The sequence below is a fragment of the uncultured Caldilinea sp. genome, assembly GCF_937128415.1.
Taxonomy (GTDB): domain Bacteria; phylum Chloroflexota; class Anaerolineae; order Caldilineales; family Caldilineaceae; genus Caldilinea.
Window position 1 is genome coordinate 1 of the sequence record NZ_CAKZMJ010000039.1, and the last position, 25,073, is coordinate 25,073.

The 25,073-nt window shown below is 63.3% G+C and carries 20 protein-coding genes; 5 read left to right on the forward strand and 15 right to left on the reverse strand.

Annotated features, from left to right (window positions below; translation table 11 throughout):
* Nucleotides 1-195: 195 nt before the first annotated feature.
* Entirely contained in the window at nucleotides 196-945 is a 750-nt protein-coding gene (locus Q0367_RS06595; RefSeq protein ID WP_298981281.1) for a copper homeostasis protein CutC, read from the reverse strand.
* 205 nt (nucleotides 946-1,150) lie between these two features.
* Between Q0367_RS06595 and ruvB the strand changes: the two genes are divergently transcribed.
* Complete coding sequence (gene ruvB, locus Q0367_RS06600; protein ID WP_298981282.1) at nucleotides 1,151-2,227, forward strand: Holliday junction branch migration DNA helicase RuvB; 1,077 nt, start codon at nucleotides 1,151-1,153, stop codon at nucleotides 2,225-2,227.
* Nucleotides 2,228-2,236: 9 nt separating this feature from the next.
* Here the strand turns inward: ruvB and Q0367_RS06605 are convergent, their stop codons facing one another.
* From Q0367_RS06605 to Q0367_RS06630, 6 genes are all read right to left on the reverse strand, one after another.
* A complete protein-coding gene (locus Q0367_RS06605; RefSeq protein ID WP_297640285.1) occupies nucleotides 2,237-3,010 on the reverse strand; it encodes a hypothetical protein in 774 nt (257 codons plus the stop codon).
* Between the two features lie 200 nt (nucleotides 3,011-3,210).
* The gene (locus Q0367_RS06610) at nucleotides 3,211-3,405 is read right to left on the reverse strand and encodes a DUF2997 domain-containing protein (RefSeq protein WP_298981283.1); all 195 of its coding nucleotides are present in this window, start codon (nucleotides 3,403-3,405) and stop codon (nucleotides 3,211-3,213) included.
* Nucleotides 3,406-3,415: 10 nt separating this feature from the next.
* Nucleotides 3,416-3,790: a DUF1257 domain-containing protein gene (locus tag Q0367_RS06615; RefSeq protein WP_298981284.1), complete on the reverse strand. Its 375-nt coding sequence runs from the start codon at nucleotides 3,788-3,790 to the stop codon at nucleotides 3,416-3,418.
* A 13-nt stretch (nucleotides 3,791-3,803) separates the two neighbouring features.
* Nucleotides 3,804-5,087, reverse strand: coding sequence for a glycolate oxidase subunit GlcF (glcF, locus tag Q0367_RS06620; protein WP_298981285.1), 1,284 nt, complete (start codon nucleotides 5,085-5,087; stop codon nucleotides 3,804-3,806).
* Nucleotides 5,088-5,097: 10 nt separating this feature from the next.
* Nucleotides 5,098-6,198 (reverse strand): FAD-binding protein, encoded by a 1,101-nt coding sequence (locus Q0367_RS06625; protein WP_298981286.1) that lies wholly within the window; start codon nucleotides 6,196-6,198, stop codon nucleotides 5,098-5,100.
* 13 nt (nucleotides 6,199-6,211) lie between these two features.
* The gene (locus Q0367_RS06630) at nucleotides 6,212-7,660 is read right to left on the reverse strand and encodes an FAD-linked oxidase C-terminal domain-containing protein (RefSeq protein ID WP_298981287.1); all 1,449 of its coding nucleotides are present in this window, start codon (nucleotides 7,658-7,660) and stop codon (nucleotides 6,212-6,214) included.
* A gap of 254 nt (nucleotides 7,661-7,914) precedes the next feature.
* Between Q0367_RS06630 and Q0367_RS06635 the strand changes: the two genes are divergently transcribed.
* The 4 genes from Q0367_RS06635 to Q0367_RS06650 all read left to right on the forward strand — a co-directional run bounded on the left by Q0367_RS06635 (nucleotide 7,915) and on the right by Q0367_RS06650 (nucleotide 16,018).
* Nucleotides 7,915-10,515 carry a two-component regulator propeller domain-containing protein gene (locus Q0367_RS06635; protein WP_298981288.1) on the forward strand — a complete coding sequence of 867 codons (2,601 nt, stop codon included), beginning with the start codon at nucleotides 7,915-7,917 and terminating at the stop codon, nucleotides 10,513-10,515.
* A 4-nt stretch (nucleotides 10,516-10,519) separates the two neighbouring features.
* Nucleotides 10,520-11,980, forward strand: coding sequence for an IMP dehydrogenase (gene guaB / locus Q0367_RS06640; protein WP_297640294.1), 1,461 nt, complete (start codon nucleotides 10,520-10,522; stop codon nucleotides 11,978-11,980).
* A 169-nt stretch (nucleotides 11,981-12,149) separates the two neighbouring features.
* On the forward strand, nucleotides 12,150-14,594 hold the full coding sequence (glgB, locus tag Q0367_RS06645) for a 1,4-alpha-glucan branching protein GlgB (protein ID WP_298981289.1): 2,445 nt from the start codon (nucleotides 12,150-12,152) through the stop codon (nucleotides 14,592-14,594).
* A gap of 272 nt (nucleotides 14,595-14,866) precedes the next feature.
* On the forward strand, nucleotides 14,867-16,018 hold the full coding sequence (locus Q0367_RS06650) for a hybrid sensor histidine kinase/response regulator (protein WP_297640296.1): 1,152 nt from the start codon (nucleotides 14,867-14,869) through the stop codon (nucleotides 16,016-16,018).
* Here the strand turns inward: Q0367_RS06650 and mvk are convergent.
* The 8 genes from mvk to Q0367_RS06690 all read right to left on the reverse strand — a co-directional run bounded on the left by mvk (nucleotide 15,951) and on the right by Q0367_RS06690 (nucleotide 24,976).
* Entirely contained in the window at nucleotides 15,951-16,931 is a 981-nt protein-coding gene (gene mvk / locus Q0367_RS06655) for a mevalonate kinase (RefSeq protein ID WP_297640297.1), read from the reverse strand. The two genes, Q0367_RS06650 and mvk, sit on opposite strands and share 68 nt — an antisense overlap.
* 17 nt (nucleotides 16,932-16,948) lie before the next feature.
* Nucleotides 16,949-17,704 (reverse strand): glycerophosphodiester phosphodiesterase family protein, encoded by a 756-nt coding sequence (locus Q0367_RS06660; RefSeq protein WP_297640298.1) that lies wholly within the window; start codon nucleotides 17,702-17,704, stop codon nucleotides 16,949-16,951.
* A gap of 10 nt (nucleotides 17,705-17,714) precedes the next feature.
* The gene (locus Q0367_RS06665; protein WP_297640299.1) at nucleotides 17,715-18,371 is read right to left on the reverse strand and encodes a restriction endonuclease; all 657 of its coding nucleotides are present in this window, start codon (nucleotides 18,369-18,371) and stop codon (nucleotides 17,715-17,717) included.
* Nucleotides 18,372-18,424: 53 nt separating this feature from the next.
* Entirely contained in the window at nucleotides 18,425-18,835 is a 411-nt protein-coding gene (locus tag Q0367_RS06670) for a metal-sulfur cluster assembly factor (RefSeq protein WP_297640300.1), read from the reverse strand.
* Between the two features lie 7 nt (nucleotides 18,836-18,842).
* The gene (mce, locus tag Q0367_RS06675; RefSeq protein ID WP_297640301.1) at nucleotides 18,843-19,247 is read right to left on the reverse strand and encodes a methylmalonyl-CoA epimerase; all 405 of its coding nucleotides are present in this window, start codon (nucleotides 19,245-19,247) and stop codon (nucleotides 18,843-18,845) included.
* A gap of 225 nt (nucleotides 19,248-19,472) precedes the next feature.
* Nucleotides 19,473-21,614, reverse strand: coding sequence for an alpha-galactosidase (locus tag Q0367_RS06680; RefSeq protein ID WP_297640302.1), 2,142 nt, complete (start codon nucleotides 21,612-21,614; stop codon nucleotides 19,473-19,475).
* A 9-nt stretch (nucleotides 21,615-21,623) separates the two neighbouring features.
* The gene (locus Q0367_RS06685; RefSeq protein ID WP_297640303.1) at nucleotides 21,624-23,636 is read right to left on the reverse strand and encodes an alpha-galactosidase; all 2,013 of its coding nucleotides are present in this window, start codon (nucleotides 23,634-23,636) and stop codon (nucleotides 21,624-21,626) included.
* Entirely contained in the window at nucleotides 23,636-24,976 is a 1,341-nt protein-coding gene (locus tag Q0367_RS06690; protein WP_297640304.1) for an extracellular solute-binding protein, read from the reverse strand. Before Q0367_RS06690 ends, Q0367_RS06685 begins: the two co-directional genes overlap by 1 nt.
* Nucleotides 24,977-25,073 lie beyond the last annotated feature (97 nt).

A 25,073-nucleotide genomic window follows, 5' to 3' on the forward strand; every position in this document is an offset into this window, starting at 1 on the left:
CATGTGGTTTCATCTTGATTGTCTCCTTAGAACGCAGATGTGAAACTCCCGGGGTCCTTCTCTGAAATCCACTAAACGAAGGAATGACGACGCCAGATTGTTCACATATGTAAATTTTATTCACCGTTGGGAATTTGCAGTTGGAGTATAGCACGATGACAAAAAGGCTGTCAATCAGAAATTTTGATAATTTTTTCAGTTGTTCTCGGAAAGCGCGCGGCGCAGCGCGCGAATCTGCTCCGGATCTACGCTGCGATGGCCTTCGCCTTGCGTCGTCGTCGCCCCTCCGAAATTTAGCTCTGGATTGGCGCGGGTGGAGGAATCCACCTGCACCCGGCTTGCGGAAGCGTGCACCTGCCGCACGCCGGTGAGACGCACCAGCTCGGCGACGTGCTCGCTGCGCACGCCGGCGCCGGCTATGATCTCGATGCGTCCGTTCGCCTGCGCCGTCAGTTGGCGAATGCGCTCCGCACCGAGCAGCGCGGATGGGCGTCCACCGGAGGTCAGCACGCGGGTGACGCCGAGCGAGATGAGTGTTTCCAATGCCGCCGCCGGATCAGGCGTGACGTCGAAGGCGCGATGGAAGACGGTCTGCGCTCCCTTCGCCAGCTCGACGAGATGGGCGGTGCGCCGTGCGTCGATAGAGCCATCCGGGTTCAGGCAGCCAAAGACGAAGCCATCGACGCCCGCCGCCAGTCCAAATTTCAAGTCGAGCGCCATTTGGGCGAACTCATCGGCGCTGTAGCAGAATCCCCCTTCGCGTGGGCGCAACATCATCATGATCGGCAAGTGCGTCGCCGCCCGCGCGCGCTGCACCAAGGCGGCGGAAGGCGTCAACCCGCCCAGGGCCAACGCCGAGCACAGCTCGATGCGGTCGCCGCCCATGCGCTCGATGATTGCACAATCCTCTGCGGATGTGGCGATCAGTTCCAGAACCACGTGCATTCGATTCTCCTTGCAGAATTTGTCAGCATTGCGTTGAATCAGTTGTCTCAAACAAAATGGACGGTGTACGGCTTGCCCGCCTGACAGGAAGTTTGATGGCTTTTCACAAAATAAATCCGGCAAATGTGCAGCAACAAGAATGACGCATGAGGGTTTGTCTGGTATAATAGCATGCAATCTATAGAACAAATGGACGAGTGCACCCATGGCGGATGAACGGAGCGCGACCGGTCGCGCATTGTCTTCACAAACAGAGGTCGCTCGCCGCGCGCTCAGCGGCGCAGCGCAGCCCGGCGATCAACAGATCGACCATGCGCTGCGCCCGCGCTCCTTACGCGAGATGATCGGCCAGGAGCGTCTGCGCGACAAGATGCAGATTCTGGTCGAAGCGGCGCGACGCCGCGGGGACGCCCTCGACCATGTGTTGCTCTACGGGCCGCCCGGCCTGGGCAAAACCACGCTCTCGCACATTCTCGCCTACGAGATGGGCGCCAACCTCAAGGTGACCGCCGGCCCCGCCATCGAGAAGGCCGGCGATCTGGCCGCCATCCTCACCAATTTGCGCAAAGGCGACATCCTCTTTATCGACGAGATTCACCGCCTGGGGCGCGCCGTCGAAGAGATTCTTTACCCGGCGATGGAAGATTTCTCGCTCAACATCGTGGTCGGCAGCGGGCCAGGCGCGCGCAATATCCAGATCACCCTGCCCAAATTCACCGTGGTGGGGGCGACGACGCGACTGGCGCTGATGACCTCTCCGCTGCGCGCGCGCTTCGGCGTGGTGGAGCGCTTTGATTTTTACGAGCCGGAGGCGTTGCAGGAGATTGTGGTGCGCGCGGCGCGTTTGCTCGAGACGCCGATCGAGCCGGAAGGCTCCTGGGCGATTGCCCGCCGCGCGCGCGGCACCCCGCGCGTGGCCCTGCGGCTCTTGCGTCGCCTGCGCGACTACGCCCAGGTGCGCGCCCAAGGCGTCATCACCGCCGCGGTGGCGGAGGAGGCGCTCAGCCTCCTGGAAATCGACGAGCTGGGATTGGATGACCTTGATCGCCGCGTGCTGCAGGCGATCATTGTGAAGTTCGGCGGCGGTCCGGTGGGGCTAGACACGCTGGCGGCCAGCATCAGCGAGGAGCCGGATACGATCATGGACGTGGTCGAGCCCTATCTGCTGCAGCTCGGGTTCCTAGATCGCACCCCGCGCGGCCGCGTCGCCACGCGCGCCGCATATGCACACCTGAACATCGACTACCCAGAACGGCCGGAGCAAGCCGGCTTGTTCGGATAATCGACGATTCTATTCCTCGATCTCCTGCGTCTCTCCCCACACTTCGATGGCGATGCCGGTCAACGCGCTTAAGTTGGCGACGTGCACAGCCTGCGCCTCCCTCGACCTGCGATCTTCGGGCAGCAGCGAATCGGCGATGCGCTCGATGGTCTCCAGCGGCTCTCCGCGCTGGAGCAGGCCGGGCACCACGCGACGCAGACCATGCAGATAGGCGACGTCGGCGGCCAGCCGCTCCATCACCTTGGGCTTCTCTCTGACGGTTGAACCGACGTATGGCACGCAGAGCTGAAAATTCTCCTGTTTGATCAGCCGGGCCAACAGCCGCAGCGTCTCCAACTCGTCGCTTCCGTCGGAGCCCGGGACGATGCGCGGAGGCAAGGCGTCGCTGGCGTAGTCGCCGCTCATGAGCACGCCGACGGCAGGCAAATAGACCACAGTGCCCGATTTTTGCACGTAGACGTCCAGAAAATGATCGCCCACGCGCACGTGCGCCACACCGCCGGGAACCAGCTCCACCAGGGGCAGCGGCGCCCGCGGACGCTCGCCGGTGTAGAGTGCCGCCACCTCGTCCTCCAGGCGGAAACGTTCCAGTGCGTCGGCGGGCGGATCGACGATCAGAAGCTGGCTGCGAATCCGTCCGCCGGCGTCCACGCGGCGATCCAACACAAACAGCGCGTTGTGAGGAGGAATGCCTTCGCTGAAAAGTTCAAGGTTCTGATAGAGTTGAAGGATTTGAGGTCGGCTCCGACTGGATGGATCAAGCAGCGGAATCAATGGGCTCATGGTCGCCTATCTCACAAGGTTCAGTGTAACCGATGCGAATCGTCGCCTCGACCAGCTCAGCAGGCAAGTCAGCGATGACAACACGCCCATCTGGGAGGATGTAAATGTCCGTCTCAACCGGCAGCGTCCACCCTTCCGGCGGCCTATCGCCTCGCTCTCTTTGAGGCGTCGGCGGATGGTCTGGGGCAGGAATGAACCCCTCAGGAGCCGGAGACGGTGACGTCGACATGCGCCTCATCCTCGTAATACTCGCCCGTGCGCTCCACCTGCTCCACTTTGCCGAGCTGCTCCAGCAGGGCGCTGATCGTTTCGCACCCTGCACCTTTCACGCCTTTGATGGTGTATTCCACTCGTCCATCAGGCAGAATGGTGATTTCGATCTCCTGGCTTTGCATGAGGTTTCTCCTACGCCCAACGGCGCACCGTCAGACGAATCACGCCGTCGCGGCCCGTGCGCTCTTCCATCAGCGCAAAGCCGGCGGCCTGCGTCTCTTCCAGGACTTTGTGATAGGCGTAGCGCTGCTGAATGGCGTTGAGATGCGTCTGAACCGCCTTCAACTGCATGTCGTCGCCGATCGCCTCGTATGCGCCTTCCGTCGTCGGGCGAAAGGCAAAGGTTGCGCCTCGCGCCTGCACAAGCAGCGCCACCTCGCCGGAAAAGCCGCTCCATCGATGCGTGTAGCGTTGATTCTCCTGATAGTCCAGCTTGAGGTCGTCCAGCGCCTGTTTGAGCAGTCTGAGCTCGCGCAGTTCAGTTTTGATGCGCACAAACTTTGACATGACGAATTCCCTTTCAAACGGAGCCATCGCTTCCCAACGGCTGTCCCCGATACGCCCAATCCAACGCCTGCACTGTATGCCAGAGGGGAAGCGGCTTGCCCAGCAGTTCCAAATGCGTCTTGATTTGAGCGATGCAGCCGATGTTGCCTGTAATGACTGCTTCGGCTGCGGTGCTCAGAATATTGCGCGCCTTACGTTCGCCGATGGCGCGCGCCAGCTCCGGCTGTTCTAGATTATACGTCCCCGCCGAGCCGCAGCAAAGCTCTCCTTCAGGGATCTCGACGAGGCGCAGATTGGCAATCTGGCTGAGCAGTCGTCGCGGCGGCGCCGTCACCCGTTGAGCGTGCGCCAGATGACAGGCGTCGTGGTAGGCCGCCGTCAGCGGCTGCGGCAGAGGCGGGGGCGTTTCGACGCCCAGTTCATCCAAAAAAACGCTGACGTCGCGCACACGGTTCCCAAACGTTTCCGCCAGGTCGGCGTCCGGCTCGCCGGCGAAGAGCAGCCCATACTCCTGCATGCCGGAGCCGCAGCCCGCCGCGTTGGTGATGATGGCGTCGACGTCGGCAGGAAACGCCTGGAAATTGCGTCGCGCCAGCGCACGCGCATGCGCAGCCTCGCCGATGTGCAAAGAGAGCGAACCGCAGCATCCCTGGCCGCGCGGGACGATGGTTTCGACGCCGTTGCGGGCGAGCACGCGCAGCGTCGCCCAGTTGATCTGCGGCGCCAGCACCCGTTGCACGCAGCCCGCCAGCAGCGCCACGCGTGCGCGGCGTTTGCCCTGCGCCGGATAGACTTCCGGCAACGGCGGCGCCTCCGGCAGGCGTTCAGGCAGGAGGTCGAGCATGGCGCCGATCGGCGCAGGGAGCAAGGGGCGCATCCACCGCCCCAGGCGACCGCTCTGCACGGCCAGACGGAAGCGCTGAGGATAGGGCAGCGTCTCCTGAATCAGCGTGCGCACCGCCTGGTTGAGCGGCGGCCGGCGGCGCGCCTCTTCGGCGCGGGCGCGGAAGGGCGTCAGCAGATGGCCGTACTCGACGCCGGAGGGACAGGCCGTGACGCAGGCCATGCAGCCCAGACAGCGGTCGATGAACGGGAGCGCCTCGGAAGTTTCAATCCGACCTTCCAGGGCCTCTTTCATAAGAAAGATGCGCCCGCGCGGCGAGTCCATCTCTTCGCCCAGGACGCGATAGGTGGGGCAGGAGGCGAGACAGAAGCCGCAATGCACGCAGGTTTCGACGGCTTTCGCCATCGCCTCGCCCTGTGGCCCCAGTGCATCGACGGGAATGGTGTGCAGCATACGCAGCGACTCACAGAATTGGGAAACGATGGAACGGGTCGAGCACGCGCTTGACGCGCGCAATGAGCGACGCGCCGTTGCGCACGCCGACGAAGGGCCACTCCGCCTCTCCGCGCAGCGCAAGCCCTCCCAGTTGGAGCTGGGTGAGATAGGCGTCGAGTTGACCCAGGTCGCCCGGCCAGGCGATCCACGCCAGCGCAGCGCCTGCGACGTAGCGCCGTTGCGCGCCGGCGGCCTGCAGCGCCTGATCGAGCGCAGGAATGACGTTGAGCGTGACCGGCGTCTTGACCAGCGCCCATGTCGCCGGCGCCCAGGCGAACTCTCGACCCGCCGACCAGAAAGCCGCCTCCTCCGGCTCTGGGAGCGGCTCGCCGCCCCCCAGCCAGGCGCGCAGACGCTCCTGCCGCTCCGCCAGCGCTGCGGCGAACCCGCCCTGGCGGATGTAGAGCGTCGGCCGCTCCTCTTCAAAGACGAGATCGAACGCCTCGAGGTCGAAGCTGGAGCCGTTGAGGCGGGCGATGGTGGTCAGCGCCGCATCAAGCGAAGGCTGCGTCACGCGCAGCGTCGCGTAGGCGGGCGGCTGCGGGAAGACTTTGAAGCTAGCCTCGACGATGACGCCTAGCCGCCCCAGGCTGCCGATCATCAGCTTGGGCAGGTCGAAGCCGGCGGCGTTCTTGACGACTTTGCCCCCGCCGCGCACCAACCGGCCCTGTCCATCGACGAAGCGCACGCCGATGAGAAAGTCGCGCAGCCCGCCGTAGCGATGACGCCCCGACCCGCTCAGCCCTGCAGCGATGGTTCCGCCGAGCGTGGCGCCCTGGTCGACCAACGGCGGGTCAAAGGGAAGATACTGGCCATGTTCGGCGAGCAGGGCGGCGATCTCGCGCAACGAAGAGCCGGCCCGCGCCGTGAAGACAAACTCGCCAGGCTCATACTCGACGACGCCGCGCAGCCCTCGCATGTCCAGGAGCGCCGCATCGTCGCCGTCGACGAAAGGTGGGGCAAGCGCCGGCTTGGAGCCGGCGCCGCGGACGAAGATGCGCCCATGTTGGCAGATCGCCGCCTGCACATCTTCGTAGCTTTGCGGGGCGAGGGTCGTCAACGTGGTCATGATTGCTCTCTGTCTACATTCGTGAAATCAAGCCCTGCGCTTCAAGCGGATGCGGGCCGTGGGCGTGCAGCGCAGGCGCTTCGCCTTGCGGGAACATCTTGCCGCGATTGGCCAGCTCGCCCGGGTCGAGCGCGCGACGCAGCTCGGCCATGACCTGGAGGTTGGTCTCGGTGAACATCGAGGACATATGCTGGCGCTTTTCCATGCCGACGCCATGCTCGCCGGTGATGGAGCCGCCCAACGCAATGCACATCTGGATGATTTCGCCCGCCAGCGCCTCGGCGCGCTCCAGCTCGCCCGGAATGCGCCCGTTGAAGAGGATGAGCGGATGCAGGTTGCCGTCGCCGGCGTGGAAGACGTTGGCGACGCGCAGCCCATAGTCTTGGCTCAGTCGTTCGATGGTCGCCAATGCCTCGCCGAGCCGACTGCGGGGAACCACGCCGTCTTGCACCAGATAATCCGGGCTGAGCCGACCGACCGCCGAAAACGCGCTCTTGCGGCCTTTCCAGATGCGGGCGCGGTCGGCGTCATCTTTGGCGACGGCGACCGTCTTGGGATTCGAGCCTTCGATGACCTGCATCAGATGGGCGAACTCCGCTTCGACCTGGATGCGTTCGCCTTCCAACTCCACGATCAGGAGCGCAGCTGCATCGCGCGGGTAGCCGGCCTGCACCGCCGCCTCCGCGGCTTCGATGGCGAGCGCATCCATGATCTCCATGGCGCCGGGCAACAACCCCGAAGCCACCACGCTCGCCACGGCGTCGCCCGCCGCCTGCAGCGAGTCATACGCAGCCAGCACGGTGCGATAGCATTCCGGCTTCGGTAGGAGCCGCAGCGCGATCTCCAACGCGACGCCGAACAGCCCTTCGGAGCCGACAAAAAAGCCCGTCAGGTCGGGGCCGACCTGTTCCAGGCTCTCGCCGCCCAATTGCACCACTTCTCCGTCAGGCAGCACGGCTTTAAGACCGAGCACGTGGTTGACGGTCATGCCATATTTCAGGCAATGCGCGCCGCCGGAGTTGAATGCAACATTGCCGCCGATCGTGCAGATGAGCTGGCTGGAGGGGTCAGGCGCGTAGTAGAGGCCGTGCGGAGCGGCCGCGCGGGAGACGTCCAGGTTGATCACGCCTGGCTCGACGACGGCGATGCGCTGCGCAGGGTCCAGGCGCAGGATGCGATTGAGGCGATTGAGCGCAATGACGAGACCGTTCTCCACCGGCAACGAGCCGCCGGAGAGGCTGGTGCCGCTGCCACGCGCCACGAAGGGGACGCCGTAGCGATGGCACAGACGCACGGCCTGGATGACCTCCTCCTGCGTCGCGGCCAACAACACGGCCGCCGGCCGAGAACGAAATGCCGTCAGCGCATCGGATTCATAGGGCGCCAGTTGGGCGGATTTTCGCAACAGACGATCGGCGGGCACGCGGCGCTCAAGCTCGCTGAGCAATCCGTCGAGGTTCATGGCAAAGCTCCTGGTGCACGGATTTGTTTCATTGTACCCGATTCCAGCCAGGCGATCAATTAACGCAAAAAGAAGCTTCGCTCAACTTTCCTCCTCCTGAGAGCTTCACCGCTTCTCGCCCAAACCTTTGTCCGACCACATTCCGATGGTAAAATTTTTACGCCGAGTCGGCGTTGCGGCGAAAATCTGGCGTTCTACGTCCGGCGTACGCGCGCCCCAGAGCGTGCGGCAACGGACGAAGTGAGGAGAATTCGGTGCGTTCGTCAAGCTTTCGAGCGGTCTCAGCAGGAATTACTTTGCTGTTGCTTGTGGCGCTGATCGGGTTGATCGGGTTGACCCTGCGCAGCCAGCCCGCGGTCACCATTCGACCGGCGCCTACGCCCACGCGCACGGCGACGCCCACCCTCACGCCCACTCCCATGCCGGTTGCAGACGTCCGCCTCGTTGCGTCGACGGGCGGGTATCGAGTGCAGCCGCCGCCCGGTTATGAGGTCGCCATGCAGGGAGCGGCGATCACGCTGACGCGCATCGTCTCGGCGACCGACGAACACCAGGCCGACAACGTCTCCACCATTGGCCTGGACGTGCTCCCGTTGACCACCTTTGGGCTGCCCACAAATAGCTCTTTGGAAGAAACGGCCCTGCGCATTGCCCGGCCATTGCTGGAACGCACCGCAGGCGAGATGAACGCACAGGAGTCGATTTCGGTGGGTGGCCGCAGCGGCGTGGCGCTCTCCATCCAGGGAACGGTGGACGGCGAGCCCGTTGAGGCGCGCATCGTGGTTGCGCCCCACGGTTCAGGACAGGTTTTTGTCGCAGCCGCTACGGCGCCTTCTGTAATTTGGGCGGCGGAAACGGAACAAGCGTTCACCCGCCTTCTGCAAAGCGTTTCGTTCTTCGAGCCGGAAGCAGTCGCAGCCGGGGCGACGCCTCAAACGACGCCGCCCCCTGCGCCGACTTCGGCGTTGCGAGGGGAAGTGATTGCACCTCCCTCGCCCACTCCCACCGTCGCGCAATTGACGGCGATCGCCATCGCCAGCCTGGTGACGCCTACGCCGACGCCCGCTCCTGTCCGCAGCAGTCAGGCCTGGACTGTGGTCTCGGACGGCAACTGGATGAACGATCTCGCCGTCGTCGGCAACACGATCTGGATCGCCAGCGACGGCGGCGCGCTGGCGTGGACGCGCGGCAGCGCAACGCCTGTGAAATTCACCACCCTCAACGGGCTGACGGCCAATCGCCTGACGGCGGTGGTCCACTGCCCCTTGCCCGAGCTAGGCGTGCTCTTCGGCAGCGACGATGGCCTGCAGGTCATCGACCCGCGCGCCGGGGGTTGGCGCTCATGGAACAGCCGCAACAGCGAGCTGCGTTACGACGACGTCTCGGCACTGGCGTGCGATGCAGAGGACGGCTATCTAGTGGTCGGATACACCCGTCACGGCATCGATGTCTTCGATGCACGCACCGGGCAGTGGCGACACCTCGACCGCAACAGCGGCCTTGCCTCCAACAACGTGCGCAAAGTCGCCGTCGTTGGCGCGCTGGAGCAAATCTGGGTTATAGCAGACGACGGCGTGACCGTCGCCGCCGGCCCCGACTCCACGTTCTACAGCGCCGCCAACAGTCCACTGGAAAATAACCGCATTGGCGCCGTTGCCGTGGCCGAAGACGGCGTCGTCTGGCTAGGGGGAGAAGGCGTCTTGTATCGCATCGAGGGCGATGCATGGACGGTGTTCAGCGCCGAAGAGGCGGCAAACGAGGGCTTTCCGCTGCGCCTGATCGTCGGCGTCGCCCCCACCCCTGACGGCCATGTGTGGATCGGCGACGTCGACGGCGCCATCTGCCGCTTCGATCCGGTCACGACCGCGTGCGTGGAGGCTTTCCGGGGCGAGGAGGGCATGGCCGGCGCTCCCCTCACGCAGCTGACGCTTGACGCCGAAGGCCGTCTCTATTTCACGACGGCCGGCGACGGCTACAGCGTCTACGATGGCGCCGGTTGGAGAAAATTCGTCAAAGCCAACGAGGGGATCAAAGGCAACGCCGTGCGCGGCGCCGTCGTCGGACCGGAGGGCGCGCTGTGGGCGGTCACCGACGGCGGGGTGCAGCGCATCATCGCTCCCAACCGGCCGCCGCAAGTGCTCCCGGACGCCGGCGTCGCCTCGATTCGTGCGCTGTACGCGGCGCGCAACGGCGAACTCTGGGTCGCCGGCGAGGGCGCAAGCGTCTGGGACGGCGAAAGCTGGACGCCGCTGACGGCGGAAGATGGCCTGCTCGACGGCGTGGTGCAGGCCATCGCCGAAGACAGTCGCGGGCGCATCTGGCTGGGAACCAGCGTCGGCGTCAGCATCTGGAACGGCGCCGTTTTCGTCAATCTGACGGAGGAAGCCGGTCTGCCCTCCGGGAATATTCAGGCGCTGCTGCCGGATGGCGAGGCGATGTGGATCGGCAGCGCCGGCGGCGGCCTCTATCGCTTTGCACGCAATCAGCTCGAAGTCTTCACCGGCGAAAATATCGGCCTGCCCAGCAACGCGATCACGGCGCTGGCGAAGGACGGCGATCTGCTCTACATCGGCACCGACGCCGGCCTGGTTGAACTGCGCAACGGCGCCGTCGCGCCGGTTCCGGCGGTCGGCGAGCGCGCCGTCACGCAGATTCTTGCGCAGGGCGCCTCGCTTTGGGTCGGCACGCAGGACGCCGGCCTCTTCTACGATGCAGGCGACGGCTGGCGCCAGGAAACGACGGAAGGCGCGCTGCCGTCGAACCATGTCACGGCGATCGTCGGTGTGGACAATGCAGTCTGGATCGGCGGGGCCGTCGGAGGATTTGTCCGATATTCTGTGCTCACAAAGGAGTGACGCCATGAGAATTCGACCGACCAAAGGATTGACTTTCGATGATGTGTTGCTCGTGCCGCGGCGTTCTCCCGTGCGCTCGCGCATGGACGTGGACGTTTCGTCGCATCTGACGCGCAAAATCCGTCTGTCGATCCCGATTCTGAGCGCCAACATGGACACCGTCACCGAATGGAGAATGGCCATTGCCATGGCGCGTGCAGGCGGCATCGGGATCATTCACCGCTTCATGAGCATCGAGCAGCAGGCGCGGCAAGTGGAAAAGGTCAAACGCGCCCAAGGGTTGATCGTGGAGAATCCGTACACGGTTTTCGCCGACGCCTCTATCGCAGAAGCGAAAAAGTTGATGGACAAGCACGAGGTCGGCGGGCTGCTCGTCGTCGACCCGAATGGCCGGCTGGTGGGCATCATCACGCGGCGCGATCTGCTGCTCGCTCCCGAAAGCGTGCAGACGGTGGCGCAGGCGATGACGCCCGCCGATCACATCGTTTCCGTGGGGCCTTCGGTCACCTCGGCGGAGGCGCGCGCCATCCTCTACGAGCATCGGCTCGAAAAGCTGCCGGTGGTCGATCGCGAGGGGGCGGTCGTCGGGCTGATCACCTCGCGGGATGTGGAGCGCATCGAACATCGGGCGCAGGCGAGCATGGATGCGCAGGGGCGTCTGCTCGTCGGCGCAGCGATCGGAGTCAAGCCGGGAGAGTTGCAGCGCGCGGAGGCGTTGGTGAAGGCCGGCGTCGATGTGCTGGTGCTCGACATTGCGCACGGTCACGCCGATCACTGCATCGAGATGTTGCAGACCTTGCGCCGCAACTTCCCCGACGCCCAAATCGTCGCCGGCAATGTGGCGACGGCGGAGGGCGCGCGCGACCTGGCCGAGGCGGGCGCCGATGCGGTCAAAGTGGGCATTGGCCCCGGCTCGATCTGCACGACCCGCGTCGTGACCGGCTTTGGCGTCCCGCAGCTGACCGCCATCATGGACGCCGTGCGCGGGTTGCGCGAGGCGGGGCTTGACACGCCCGTGATCGCCGACGGCGGCATCCGCTCCTCGGGCGACCTGGTGAAGGCGCTCGCCGCCGGCGCCAGCACGGTGATGATCGGCAGCCTTTTCGCCGGTTGCGAGGAAGCGCCGGGCGCGCCGGTCATCCGCGACGGGCAAAAGGTCAAGGTGGTGCGCGGCATGGCTTCCCTGGGCGCAGTGATCGGAAGGCGCAGCGCAGAGCAGAACGGCGACGAAAGCGCCGAAGAGCAGCAAGACTGGGACAAAGTGGTGCCGGAAGGGGTCGAGGCCGTCGTGCCCTACCGAGGGCAGGTGGCGGAGATTCTCCACCAGCTGGTGGGCGGCCTGCGCTCCGGTCTCAGCTACGGCGGCGCGCATTGCATCGAAGAGCTGCAACGAACGGCCGAATTCATCGAAATCTCGGCGGCCGGCGTGCGCGAGAGCCGTTCACACGACGTCCAGAAAATCTGAGGCTCGCTTCGGTCTCTTTGCGTTTTCATGGTACACTGTTGAAGCGCACCTTCATCTCGCGTAGCGACGAATTCAGACGCAACCGGGGAGAACGTCCCTTGAGCGAGACGCAACGCCTCGCTCCTCAGCCATCCAGCCGCCATCCAAACGCAAGAGCGGAGATCACACAATGAACCGCAAGAAGACGACTCCACAGACCGGCGCAGAAACCAAACAGAGCACGCTGCAGGAAAGTGCGCAGCAGATGCAAGCCAAGAAACCGGACGAAGCCCTGCGCAGCGAAACTTCACAGGCGAAAACTCTCGAGGACGTTCAGCCAACGGCGACGCCGAGCCTGGACGACGCCGCACCCGCCGAATCGGCGTCGCCGGAGCCTGCTCCGACGGCTGCGCCGGCTGAACCCGAGACCACGGCGGATCGCGCCGAAATCGAGGCGATCGTCGGCGGCTACCACGGCGCGCCCTACCAGATTTTGGGCCCTCATGTGGTGCGCGTCGATGGGCAGGAAATGGTGGCGATCCGCGTCTTTCGCCCGCTGGACAAGGCGGTCGATGTGCTGGAGCTCGCCAGCGGCGCGCGCACGCCGATGCAGCGCGTCCATCCCGCCGGCTTTTTCGAGGCCACTTTTCCGGAGCGCAAGGAAATCTTCCCCTATCGCATCGTCGCGCTAGGCGGAGATGATGCAGAGCACGAGCTGGAGGACCCCTATCGCTTCCCCTTGCTCCTGACCGATTTTGAGCTTTATCTGCACGGCGAAGGCAATTTTCTAGAAAGCTACGAACGCTTGGGCGCACACATCCGCACGGTGGAGGGCGTCCAGGGCGTGCACTTTGCGGTGTGGGCGCCGAATGCCCTGCGCGTCAGCGTGATCGGGCCGTTCAACGCGTGGGACAATCGCGTCAACCCGATGCAGCGTCGTGGGGACGGCGGCGTCTGGGAGACGTTCATTCCCAACCTGCCCAAGGGAATGCACTACAAATACTCGATCAAATCCCAGTTCCTGGGCTATGAAATCGACAAATCCGACCCCTACGGCTTCTACTTTGAAGTGCGCCCCAGCACCGACACGCGCGTATGGGACATCGATTCCTATCAATGGAACGACCAGGAGTGGATGGAGCGGCGCGCACAGACGCAGGCGCTCGATCGGCCCATGAGCATCTACGAAGTGCATCTGGGAAGCTGGCGGAGAGGAGAAGGAAATTCATTTCTCAACTATCGCGAGCTGGCGCACCAACTGGTTGACTATGTGAAAGAAATGGGCTACACCCACATCGAGCTGATGCCGATCGCCGAGCATCCCTTCGATGGCTCCTGGGGCTATCAGGTCACCGGCTACTATGCGCCGACCAGCCGCTTTGGCACGCCGGACGACTTCATGTACTTCGTCGACTACTGCCATCAGCACGGCGTCGGCGTGATATTGGACTGGGTGCCCGCGCACTTCCCGCGCGATGCACATGGTTTGGCCTTCTTTGACGGCACCCATCTCTATGAACACGCCGATCCTCGCCAGGGCGAACATCGCGACTGGGGCACCAAGATCTTCAACTACGGTCGTAACGAAGTGCGCAACTTCCTGCTCAGCAACGCCCTCTTTTGGCTCAAAAAATATCACATCGACGGCCTGCGCGTCGACGCCGTCGCCTCCATGCTCTATCTAGACTACAGTCGCAGCCCCGGAGAGTGGATTCCCAACAAGTACGGCGGTCGCGAAAACCTGGAGGCGATCGACTTTCTGCGGCGCTTCAACGAGCTTGTGCATGAGCACGCGCCCGGCGCCATCACCTGCGCCGAAGAGAGCACCTCCTGGCCGATGGTGACCCGCCCCACCTACATGGGCGGCCTCGGCTTCGATTACAAGTGGAACATGGGGTGGATGCACGACACGCTCAGCTACATGCAAAAAGACCCCATCTATCGACGCTACCATCAGAACGAGATCACCTTCAGCCTGATCTACGCCTTCCACGAGAACTTCATCTTGCCCTTCAGCCACGACGAGGTGGTGCATCTCAAAAAGTCGATGCTCGACAAGATGCCCGGCGACGTCTGGCAGAAGTTCGCCAACCTGCGCGCCCTCTACGCCTACATGTATGGACATCCCGGCAAGAAGCTGCTGTTTATGGGCGGCGAATTCGGGCAGTGGTCGGAATGGAGCGAGGCGCGCAGCCTGGATTGGCACCTGCTGCAATTTGAAGACCACCGGAAGCTGCAGCGCTTCGTGCGCGATCTGAACCATTTCTATCGCCATGAGCCGGCGCTCTTTGAGGTGGATTACAGTTGGGAAGGCTTTCAGTGGATCGACTTCACCGACGCCGAACAGTCGATCATCAGCTTCCAGCGCCGCGCCAAGGAGCCTTCGGAGATGCTCATTTTCGTCTGCAACTTCACCCCCGTCGTGCGCGAGTCCTACCGCGTTGGGCTGCCGATCCGCGGCTTTTACCGCGAGGTGCTCAACAGCGACTGGACGATCTACGGCGGCAGCGGGGTGACAAACACAGGATTGATCGCGGCTCAGGACTTGCCATGGCAAAATTGTAAGTTCTCGGCCCCCCTTCGTCTGCCTCCACTGGGCGTCTTTGTGCTCAAGCCGGTGGAACCGACGCCATAACGACATCCGTTTGCGTGAAACAGAAAACACGCTGCACTCACCCATCCGGATGCATCCTGTCCGGTAGGGATTTGTTGCACCGTAGCGCAAGGGTTCACCCGTATCAGGACTTTAGTTTACAGATTTGCAACTTTCTAACGCTTAAGCTCTTTAACAAGGGCGCGTTTAACCGGAGAAAAGGCGGGAAAGATGGAGAAGGCCGACAAAATCTTTAGCGACAGTTGTCCACTGTGGTCAGGCTTCTCCGGAGCCCGCAATGAAAAACGAACCTGATGAGCACCTTTTCAGATAAAAGCCAACAAGAGAATAAGGCGTCGGTCCTATTGGTGGAGGACGATGCAAATCTCAATCTGGCGCTCACCGAGATGCTGCAATTCTACGGCTACCGCGTCACAGGCGTCTACAATGGCCGCGAGGCGCTGGAAGCGCTTCGTCGCTTTACACCGGACGTGATCATCTGTGACATCGCCATGCCTGTGATGGATGGGTACGCGTTCCTGCAGCGCCTGCGCAGCGATCCGGACTTCCGACTCTTGCCCGTCATTTTTCTCACGGCCTATAGTGCGGCGGAAAATCAACGCCGCGCCAAAGAAATCGGCGTCGAAGACTATCTGACCAAACCGGTCGATCCCAAAGATCTGGTTGCGTCCGTCGAAAATGCACTCAAGCGACGTCAGTTGATCGAGGCGGAAATTGAGCGCAACATGGAGCAGCTGCGCAGTCAGATCGTCGGCCTGTTGCAACACGAATTTCGCAACCCGTTGACCTTTATCCTGGGCTATGCAGAACTGTTGGCCGCCAGCGACAATTCCATCGAGGCTGAAGAGCTGCGCATGGTGGCGCAAGCCATTCTGGAGGGCGGTCGGCGCCTGCAGCATCTGATCGAAAACTTTTTGCTGATGGCGGAGCTCCAGAGTCTGTCAGGCGCGCTGCATCATATTGAACCGATCAACGCATATACGCTCTGGAAAGATATTCTCGGCGAATGCGCCGATTGCCCCCAATCTAAGCTGCCGGAGGCGAAGTCGACTGCTCAAGAAAGGGATGCCATTATACACGGGGATGTCCGTCTCCTCTCCGAAGCGTTGCGCCGGCTGCATGAATATGCGCAACGCGTCTGCAAATCCGGTTCTGGCGCCGTGGAAAGCGGCGTCATGTACAATGCACCCTACATCGGTTTTTATTTTCGCTGCGATCGCGCTGAAACGCTGACACCGCCGCTGCACGAAGACGTAGAAACGATCAAACAGGCGTGGATGAACGAAATTGACGCTGACCTCGGCCTGACCATTGCGCGCAGCGTCGCCCGCTTGCACGGTGGACACTTGACCGTCGAATACGGAGCGGAGAAAACGCTCACCCTGACCCTCTGGTTGCCGGTCGGTGAGAATGAGCCCCAAAAGAGCGAGGCTCTATCCGGGTGACGATGACGCGCCGGGCGCCTGACGTCCTCAGCGCAGCGGACACCGCATCGATGCGCGCCGGCTCCACCAGGGCGATGATGTTGCCTCCGCGACCGCCGCCGCTCAGTTTCGCGCCTAATGCCCCTGCCCGGCGGGCGGCGTCGATCAGCCTCTCCAGCGTCTCCGAACTGACCGTGAGCGCCTCCAACAACGCTTGATTGGCGTCGAAAAGCTGTCCCAGCGTTCTCTGATCGCCCTGCTCGATGGCCAGGCGCGCCCGCTGCGCCAGCCCGGCGATTTCGTCAAAAATGGCCTCGCAACGCGCCGTTTCTCGCTCCCAAAGACGTCGCACTGCGCCGACCGTCTCTTTCGTTGGGCTGGGAACGCCGCTGTCGGCGATGACCAACGTCAGCGGAGCCGCAGGCCAGAAGGGTTCGGCTGCCTTGCCCTTGATGAACCAGATCGGTTGACCAAAGGCGACGACGGTGTTGTCGATGCCGCTGGGCGCGCCATGATAGAAGCGCTCGCTTTCATAGACGATGGCGCTGACGACCTCCGGTTCGACGACCTGGCCGAAATGGGCGAAGAGTGCGCGCACCAACGCCGTGCTCAGCGCAGCGCCGCTGCCCAAACCGCCGGCGATGGGGATGTCGCTGTGCAGTTCAATGTGCAGATCGGGAAGATTCTGCACGCCAAGATGCTTCATCGCCAACCGGGCGACGACCGCCAGCGGCTCATCGTCGCCCGCCTCCGCCAGCGCAAAGCGGCGATCAATGTCCACGGCGGAGATGGTGACGCCGCTTGCAGGCGGTGCAGGCGCAATCGCCGCCGTCGCCACGCATTGCCAGACCGGCGCTGCGATGGCCGGTCGCCCATACACGACGGCGTGTTCGCCGACGAGGATGATCTTGCCAGGCGCCGTCGCCGTCGTCATCTGTTTCTCCGGAGCCATCACGCTGGCGAAATGGCGGGCGAGGCCAGCCCCATCATAATCTGGTCGGGGACGTCGGTGATGATGACATCGACGCCTAAGGCGGCAAGGCGTCGCGCCTCTTCGACTTCGTTGACCGTCCACGTGTTGACGGCTGCCGGCAGGCTGCGCGCCCACGCCATGAACTCGGCGTCGATCAGGGCGTGATGAGGATGTTGCGCCTCCGGTCGAATCGGCGGCCCGGCCCACACCCGACGCAGGAACGCCGGCATGGAGGCGTCGTAGAGCATCCCGAGCGCGATCCTGGGGTCAAGATGGCGCATCTTGATCAGGGTGATCGGGTTGAAGCTGGAGACGATCACCTGGTCGTACAGGTTGCGTTCGCGGATAAGCGCCGCCACGCCTGCGGAGGCGTCGTCGGCGTAGGGGTGCGTGCTCTTGATCTCAATATTCAATCGGCAACGGTCGCCGACGAGCTCGAGCACTTCCTCCAAAAACGGAATCTGAACGCCGGCGAACTTCGAGTCGAAATAACCGCCGGCGTCAAGTCGCCGCAGCTCCGCCGCGCTCATCTGCTCGACGCAGCCCCGGCCGTTCGTGGTCTTATCGACGGTGAAATCATGAATGACGACGAGACGCCCATCGGCGCTGCGGTGAACGTCGAGCTCGATGCCGGCCACCCCCATCTCCAATGCGCGCGCAAAGGCGGGCAAGGTGTTCTCCGGCGCCACGCGACGAGCGCCGCGGTGTGCGAAGACAGCAGGTTTTGCACTCATATTGCCCCATTTACTTCTTGCTCAGCTCAACCAGTTGCTTGCCGTCGATGAGCTGCATCGGCTTGCCCGCAGCCCAGCGCCGCGCCTCCTCGCTGATCGGGCCGCTGGTCACCAGGTAGCCGTACACCGCGCCTTCATGCATCATGGTGCCGTACAGATCGCGCACGACGCTGGCCCCGACAGTGGAATTCCGATAGCGTTTGCATTGCACGATCGCTTTCTGACCGAGGTGGTCGGTGACAAGCACATCGACGCCGCCATCTTTGGTGTCGCGCACGTTGATCACTTGAAAGCCGCGACGCACAAAGAGGCGCTCCGCCACATACGCCTCAAACTCGCTGGGGCTCAGCGCCATCAACTGCTCCTGATTCAACGGTTTCCAACGGCCGCCGAAGTGAGGCTTCTGCGCCAGCGCTTTCCACCATCCGAGCCCCACCGCAACGCCCAAGATAATGCTGCTGACGAGCAAGAACGTGTGCAGCATCCCCCACCGAGCAACGCCCTCGCGCCAGAGCAGCACCCCTAACCCGCCGTAGGCCATGAGCCAGAGAGCGCTGCCCAGCCAGAGCGACGCGCCGACCGACCCTCTCCGCTGCGACGACTCTCCTCGCTGCGGTGTGGAAACTCTCCAGGGGAAATGGTTGAGAAAGAAGGTGCGCTGGGACATGGCTCGATGTTGGCGGTGGACGTGATGAAAATCCGGCGCGCCCGAGGCCTGGCTCAACGGAAAAGCCAGCCGAACAACCCTCGCTTTTTCTTGGCAGGCGGCGGAGGCGGCTCGACCACCAGGGCCGGCTCCTCTTCTTCCTCTTCCTCAGTCCCAATGCCCAGCAATTTTTTCAGCTCCGGCGTCATGGCGTCGGGCGTCCACGGCGGCGTCCAGACGATGTTGACATCCACAGAAGAGGCGCCGATGGCGCTCAGCTCGCGTTGGACGTTCTCGATGATCTGCGGCCCCAAGGGGCAGTGCGGCGTGGTCAACGTCATTGTGACAATGACCGAACGGTCATCTCCGACGTCGATGCCGTAGACCAGCCCCAGGTCAACGATGTTTTGGTAAATTTCAGGGTCGATGACTTTCTTCAGAGCAGCGCGACACTGCTCGACGGTCAACGGTGTTGTGGTCTCCATGTGCTCCTCACCGATGCGTTTTCTGCAACAGCTCGATCATCAGGCCATGGGCGGCTTTAGGGTGGATGAACGCGATCAGGCCGTGCACTCCCTGGCGAGGGGTTTCGTCGATGAGTCGCACGCCCGCACTGCGCAGCTCGGCCAGCGTCGCTTCGATGTCGTCCACCTCATAGCAGACATGATGCGTCCCTTCGCCTCGATTTGCAAGAAAACGCGCCGTGCCGCTCTCGCCGTCGGTCGGCGAAATCAGCTCGATCGTGCTGTTGCCTGCATCCAGAAAAGCCGCAATCACCTTCTGCTCCGGGATCTCCACCCGCTCCAACAGCCTGAATCCAAGCTGGTTGCAATACACCTGCAATGTTGCGTCGATGTCGTGGACAACAAGGCCCACGTGATCCAACCGTTTGAACATAATGCATTTGCCTCAGTGCAGACTGTGCGCGTCGTTCCCGTCAGGAGCAACGCCGCCGACAAATTTCAGGATAATCGTACCCCACGCCGACGCCGTCGGCAAAAAGTCGCAAAGACGCCAAGTCTGAAGCGGCCGGCTACGTCCTGCTCGACCTCCTCTCGTCTCGACACCTCTTCTCGTCTCGAGATTGTCTCGATAAAGCAGCGTTTTTTTGCAGCGTTGCGCCTATGGCTCCGCCTCGAGCAGGAGCAGCGCCGAGGTGTGTTCGCCCAGATCAACTGCAAGGCCTTGCTCCATCAGCGCTGCACCGGAGCGTCCCACCGTGCGTGCAGCGTCGATGTCCGTCACCGCATAGGTGCGCGTCGCATCCAGACCGCGCAGATGCAACCGCCGGCTGGGTTCGCCCTTAGGATCGCGGAAGACCCAGACGGCGCCCTGGCTTCGGTCTGCGGCGATCACGGCGTAGGCTTCCCATCGGCCTTGCAGGTCGAGGTCAGGGCATTGCAAATCGACCTGCGGCAGTAGATGATAGAAATCGCCATGTTTGAGAAGGGGGCGCAGCCGCTTGTACTGGGCGATGGCTTTCTGCATCGCCTGGAAGGCGTCCTCCGTCCAGTGCATCAACCGGGCGGAGAGGCCAAATGCGCCGAACATGCGGCTGCGGAGGATGGCGTCGATTTGATGTTGCGGCGTCGTCGAATCGGTCAGCGGCTCGTCCTCGGCGTCGACGACCCACGTGTTGCACAGCTCGGGCGGGAAGGGATGCGTGGCGCCGGCCAAGTGGAAGCGCACGCGTCGGCTGGGCGTCGAAGCATCGTGCAGCCAGGTGATGTGCGTGTGCGCCAACATGGCGAAGTCGCTGCGCACGCCGCCGCCCGCACAGTTCTCGATGATCAGGTGTGGAAAGCGCCTGCGCAGCTCGCTCATCACCCGATGCACCCCCTGCACCTGATGGAATTCGCCGTCGGTTGCGCTGTGCCCATGATGCGCGCAGGTGCAGACGCCCCACCAGTTGGAGTCCCACTTCAGCCAATCTGCTCCGACATCGCTCACCAGCCGGCTGATCCAGTCGATCGCCCACGCCTGCACCTCGGGATGACCGAAGCAAAGCCAGCCGCTCACGGTGTCGGGCGGCCAGGGCGGCGAGATGATGGCGTCGTGATGGCGCGCCAGCCAGTCGAGCCGCCACGTTCCTTCCTGTCGCAGGTCCACGCGCTCCGGCTCGACCCAGATGCCGAATTTCATGCCTAGGGAGCGCACGAAATCGCCGAAGGCGGGAAGGCCGCTGGGGAATTTCTCGGCGCTTGGCCGCCAGACGCCCAGGCCGGTGGTGAAGTTGTCGCTGGTGCGCCGGCTTGGCTCCCACCAGCCGGCGTCGATCACGAACACCTCGACGCCGAGGCGGGCCGCCAGCTCGGCCTCTGGACGCAAGATCGTCTCGTCGATGTCGACCAGATGGGCGAACCAGGTGTTGTATTGCACCCAGGGGAAATCCTCCGGAGTGGGCGGAACGACGGCGCGGCGCACATAGGCGTGTTGCGCGTGCGCCGCATCGTCCAGGTCGCCGCAAAAGAAGCCTAAAAAGCTGACCGGGCTGGTCCAGCGCTCGCCAGGATGCAGCGGCGTTGCATAGCCGTCGCTGAAAAGCTCCAGAGCCGCCCCTTGCCCCAGGTTGCGCGCAGTTGCGGACCAACGGCCAGAATAGCTCAGCCCGACGAAAAGCCCCTCGCCGCCGGCTGCGCCTTGAAGAACGAACCAGGGAATTTCATGCCAGGTGGAGCGCAACCCTGAGTGCAGATGGAGTTCGCCGAGGGGTTCGCTGCGCAGCCGATAGGCCGGATACGGTCCGCGCGCCGGCATGCCGGCGCCATGATTTTGCAGGCCGCGCACCCAGTGCAGCGTTGGCGCATCGAGATCGGCGACGGCGAGCGTCAACGGCGCCACGCGGCTGAGCGTCCCGGCGCGCCGCGGCGCGACTTCCAGCCACTGCTCGATCACGGCAAGCCCGGCGTGCACGCGCTGATAGAGCGTTACGTTCAGGCTCTCGCCGACCTGCAACGCAAGTGCAAGCGTGACCGATCGCTCATCCGCTTCGGCGCGCGCCGACATCAGCGCCGAAGCCCGGCGTCCAGAGAGCGCGCTTTCATTCCAATGGAACAGAAATTCATCGCCCGCCGCTTCGTGGTCGAACGGGAGGGGGCGCCACTTCCTGCCGGTGACCCGATGCTCCAACGCGCTCAGGCGAAGCCCCTCGCCGTCCCTCCACGCCACCGTTTTCTGAACCTTCTCGTTGCCGATGCGCCACGTTGCGCCGTCCGCTTCGACGCTGACGAACGCTGCGCCGCACGCCGCCAGGACCTGTTGCATGGGTCCGCCTCACATTTCCACCATTGCAAGCTCAATGATTTCGGAGCCAAGCTCCCTGAGTTTCACGGTCAGGCCATCTGCATGCAGGCTTTCGGCGCTGCGCACCTCCGTGCAGCCGGCGTCTGCCCAATGCACGCGATAGGAGGCGCCGCTGCGCAGGCCGCGCGGTCGAATCACCCGCTCCTCCGGTCCGCCCAGCGCGCGATAGACCATCACCACGCTGCGCGCCTGATCCGGACTGACAGCCTGGATGGCGTCCCAGCCGCGGCCATGGCGTTCGACGTTGTGGCGCGGGGCCAGCAGGTGGATGACCTTGCCGTCGCGAATGACGGAGCGCAGACGTTTGTACTCTGCGATCGCCCGTTTGGCGTCGGCCATCTCCTGCTCGTTCCACTCGCCGATGCGCTGCATCAAGATCAGCGGCCCGCCGAAGATGGCGCTGCGCAGCGTGTAGGGCGTCGGATCGTCCTCCATGTAACGCACGCTGTAGCGGGGGGAGAAGGGATAGGACGCGCCATAGATTCCTTGCCGCGTGGCGTATGTGGCGATGTTGTCCACCGTGATAGAGGTGTGACAGAGTCGCGCCATACGATAGGTCATCATGCAGCCGCCGTCCTCGCAGTTTTCCCACACTAGGTGCGGGTGCGCCTGACGGACGGCCTGAATCACCCGATCCAGCCCCATCGTCGAATTGGCGTAATTGCTGTCGCCGGGCGCATGCGTGTGGTCGGCGCGCAGGCAGCGTTTGACGACATCCTCGCCGTCCTGGATGATGTAGTCGAGCTGCTCCTCCGCCACCAGCCGCGCCAGCGATTCGATCAGCCACTCCTGGCAGGGCCGATGGCCCAGGCAAATGGCGCCGGCGCCGTAGTAGTCGTCGCCGCCAAAGGCCAGCCACTCCGGATGCGCCAATGCCGCCGGCGCATCCGGCGCCATCTGGGCGATGGCCACATGCACGCCGAACTTCATGCCCAATTCATGAGCGCGTTCGGCGATGGGGCGCAGCCCGCGCGGGAATTTCACCGGGTTGGGTCGCCAGTCGCCGATCGTGCGCGCCCAACCGAGGTCGAGCACGACCACTTCGATCCCCAACTCGGCGCAACGCTCCAACACGGCCAGCTGCTGCGCCTCGTTGATCTCCTGGCCGTACTTCCAGGAGTTGTACTGAACCCACGGATAGCGGTGATCCGGCATCGGCGGGTGCACGTGCGCCTCGGCGAAGCGCTGCGTGACATAGCCCGCCTCGTCCCAGTCGCCGTCGTAACAGCCGACGAAAAAGGCGGGAATTTCAAAAGGTTCCTCGGGCTGAAGCCGATGCGCCAGCTCGTCGATGCGGCTTTCCAGCGCAACGCTCTCCAGCGTCGCCCAGGCGCGCAGCCGGCTCTTGCCGTTGAATTCAACGCCGACCACCAGCCCCGGCCCACCGCCCGGCGTTTCCTCGGAGGGATCGGGCGGGCCGTGGCGCAGGGCGACCCAGGCGCAGCTCGAAGGCGCCGTGTAGTGAGAAGGAAACGACCCCATACGCAGCTCGTGCGGGACGATGTAAGGCCGCAGCGAGACCTGGCGCGGAGTGAAAAAATCTTTCGGGTAGGCCCAACTGAACTGCTCCACATGAAAAAGCGTGACGGGCTGCGTCGCCGACAGCTCCAGCCGCAAAATTTCGGCGTCGTCGATGAGCGGCGCAGGATCGGCTGTGTCCACGCGCTCCACCACCCCCCATGTGCGCACGAAGGGATGACCGGGAAAAAGCTCAAATGAACGTACAAGGCGCAGGCGGCCCGTTTCATCCTCCAGAGTCACCTTCAGGCAAGGAGCCGCCTCTCCGCCCTGTTCGACGCCGACCAGCTTTGTCCATTGCGCGGGCCGTCCCTCCACGGCAATGGCGCCGATCGGCGTCGGATGCGTCCTTCCACCCGGGGCCAGCGGATGGATGATTTGCCAGAACAGTCGCCGCTCGCGCCACTCGACGCGGCAGCGCAGGTCATCCTGTTCGATCTCCCAAACTCCATGCTCAAAGCTCATCAGGCGCCTTTCTGTAGGATTTGATTGCCTTTTTCGTCCATCTGCGCAGCGGCTTGCGCCGCCGTGATTTTATTCGCCCACAGCTGCTCAAGGTTGGGGAAGATGGCCTCGTTGAGCAGCTCCTGCGATCTGCTGTGATAAACGTCGCCGAGGCGCGCCTCAAAGATGGACGCCAGGGTGATGTCAAAGCCGTCGGGCATCCCTTCAAACATGGCCGCTGACTCGCGCGCCTCTTTGCGCAGCGGAATCCAGTCGTGGTTGACGGCCATGGTCTGTTGATAATCGGTGGCCGACCAGCGCGCGAACTCGAACGCCCCCTCCGGGGCCTTGCTATCGCGTGTGATCACCCAGCCGCCGAACCAAAAGGCCGGCACGCGCGTGTCGATCCATTTGGGCAGGGGGGCGATGCCCCAATTGAAGGCAACGTCTTTATAACCGGAGAGCGACCAGCTCCCCGCCACCAACATGGCCGCCTTCCCGGCCTGGAAGAGGCTGGTTCCCGGCGCCAGAAATTCGGCCTGGCTGAAGGTGGGCGCAAGGTTGTCTTTCCAGAGCAAGTCCTGGAGGAACTGCAGCGCCTGCACATTGGGTGGATCGCTCATCTGCATGCGCGTCGGCTCGACGATGCGGTCGAAGAAGGCGCCGCCCATCGCCCAGGCCAGCGTCTGCGCGCCCCACCAGGCGTGGAGATCGCCGAGATCGAAGCCCCACTGCGTGACCTGGTCGCCTTCGCCTTGCTTCAGCTGCTTTGACGCTTCGATCAGGGCGTCCCAGGTGTAGTTTTCATCTGGATAGGGAAGGCCGGCCTGGTCCAACAAATCTTTGTTGTAGTAGAAGGCCAGAATCTGGAAATTCTCGGGCAACGCATAGAGATTTTCGCCGTCGAAGCGCCACACATCGTACAAAGCGACGGGATACTGTTCGGGGTCCATCAATTCCGGCGCAGCGTCGACGAAGGGCTGAAGGTTGCGCAACAACCCGGCCTTATAGTGTCCATAGGCCTGGATATCCCAAAAATAGATGTCGTATGGGTCTCTGGCGGCGTACGAAAGGTCAATCTTGGACCAGTATTGATCCCAAGGCAACAGCTGCAGATTGATTTCAATGGCACCTTTGTGCAGCTCGTTGAAGTCGGCGGCGCGCTTTTTGAAATTATCGTCGATGATCGGGCCGTTGCTCCACATCAGGGCGCGGACGACCTGCACGGCGGCGCCCGGCGCGCCGTCCTGCGCCGTCGGCGCCAACGGCGCAGCGCAGGACGCCAGGGAGCCGGTCGCCAGGAGCATTGCGCCGGCTGCGGTTGATTTGAGAAACTCTCTTCGGCTGAGCGGCGTGAACATCTTGAGCATCCTCCTTGGACTCAATGAACGGTTGGAACAAACTCACAATTTTGGAAATGGACGCAAAAGCCTGGAAATCCTGCCTGGAAGGGCGCAA

Excerpts from the sequence above, each read along its gene's own strand:
- glcF (WP_298981285.1), bottom strand. The coding sequence starts at position 5,087 with ATGCTGCACACCATTCCCGTCGATGCACTGGGGCCACAGGGCGAGGCG.
- Q0367_RS06660 (WP_297640298.1), bottom strand. The coding sequence starts at position 17,704 with ATGAGTGCAAAACCTGCTGTCTTCGCACACCGCGGCGCTCGTCGCGTG.
- Q0367_RS06665 (WP_297640299.1), bottom strand. The coding sequence starts at position 18,371 with ATGTCCCAGCGCACCTTCTTTCTCAACCATTTCCCCTGGAGAGTTTCC.
- ruvB (WP_298981282.1), top strand. The coding sequence starts at position 1,151 with ATGGCGGATGAACGGAGCGCGACCGGTCGCGCATTGTCTTCACAAACA.
- Q0367_RS06670 (WP_297640300.1), bottom strand. The coding sequence starts at position 18,835 with ATGGAGACCACAACACCGTTGACCGTCGAGCAGTGTCGCGCTGCTCTG.
- glgB (WP_298981289.1), top strand. The coding sequence starts at position 12,150 with ATGAACCGCAAGAAGACGACTCCACAGACCGGCGCAGAAACCAAACAG.
- Q0367_RS06680 (WP_297640302.1), bottom strand. The coding sequence starts at position 21,614 with ATGCAACAGGTCCTGGCGGCGTGCGGCGCAGCGTTCGTCAGCGTCGAA.
- Q0367_RS06630 (WP_298981287.1), bottom strand. The coding sequence starts at position 7,660 with ATGAACCTCGACGGATTGCTCAGCGAGCTTGAGCGCCGCGTGCCCGCC.
- Q0367_RS06625 (WP_298981286.1), bottom strand. The coding sequence starts at position 6,198 with ATGACCACGTTGACGACCCTCGCCCCGCAAAGCTACGAAGATGTGCAG.
- Q0367_RS06685 (WP_297640303.1), bottom strand. The coding sequence starts at position 23,636 with ATGAGCTTTGAGCATGGAGTTTGGGAGATCGAACAGGATGACCTGCGC.
- mvk (WP_297640297.1), bottom strand. The coding sequence starts at position 16,931 with ATGACGACGGCGACGGCGCCTGGCAAGATCATCCTCGTCGGCGAACAC.
- Q0367_RS06595 (WP_298981281.1), bottom strand. The coding sequence starts at position 945 with ATGCACGTGGTTCTGGAACTGATCGCCACATCCGCAGAGGATTGTGCA.
- Q0367_RS06690 (WP_297640304.1), bottom strand. The coding sequence starts at position 24,976 with ATGTTCACGCCGCTCAGCCGAAGAGAGTTTCTCAAATCAACCGCAGCC.
- Q0367_RS06615 (WP_298981284.1), bottom strand. The coding sequence starts at position 3,790 with ATGTCAAAGTTTGTGCGCATCAAAACTGAACTGCGCGAGCTCAGACTG.
- Q0367_RS06605 (WP_297640285.1), bottom strand. The coding sequence starts at position 3,010 with ATGAGCCCATTGATTCCGCTGCTTGATCCATCCAGTCGGAGCCGACCT.
- Q0367_RS06610 (WP_298981283.1), bottom strand. The coding sequence starts at position 3,405 with ATGCAAAGCCAGGAGATCGAAATCACCATTCTGCCTGATGGACGAGTG.
- Q0367_RS06650 (WP_297640296.1), top strand. The coding sequence starts at position 14,867 with ATGAGCACCTTTTCAGATAAAAGCCAACAAGAGAATAAGGCGTCGGTC.
- mce (WP_297640301.1), bottom strand. The coding sequence starts at position 19,247 with ATGTTCAAACGGTTGGATCACGTGGGCCTTGTTGTCCACGACATCGAC.
- guaB (WP_297640294.1), top strand. The coding sequence starts at position 10,520 with ATGAGAATTCGACCGACCAAAGGATTGACTTTCGATGATGTGTTGCTC.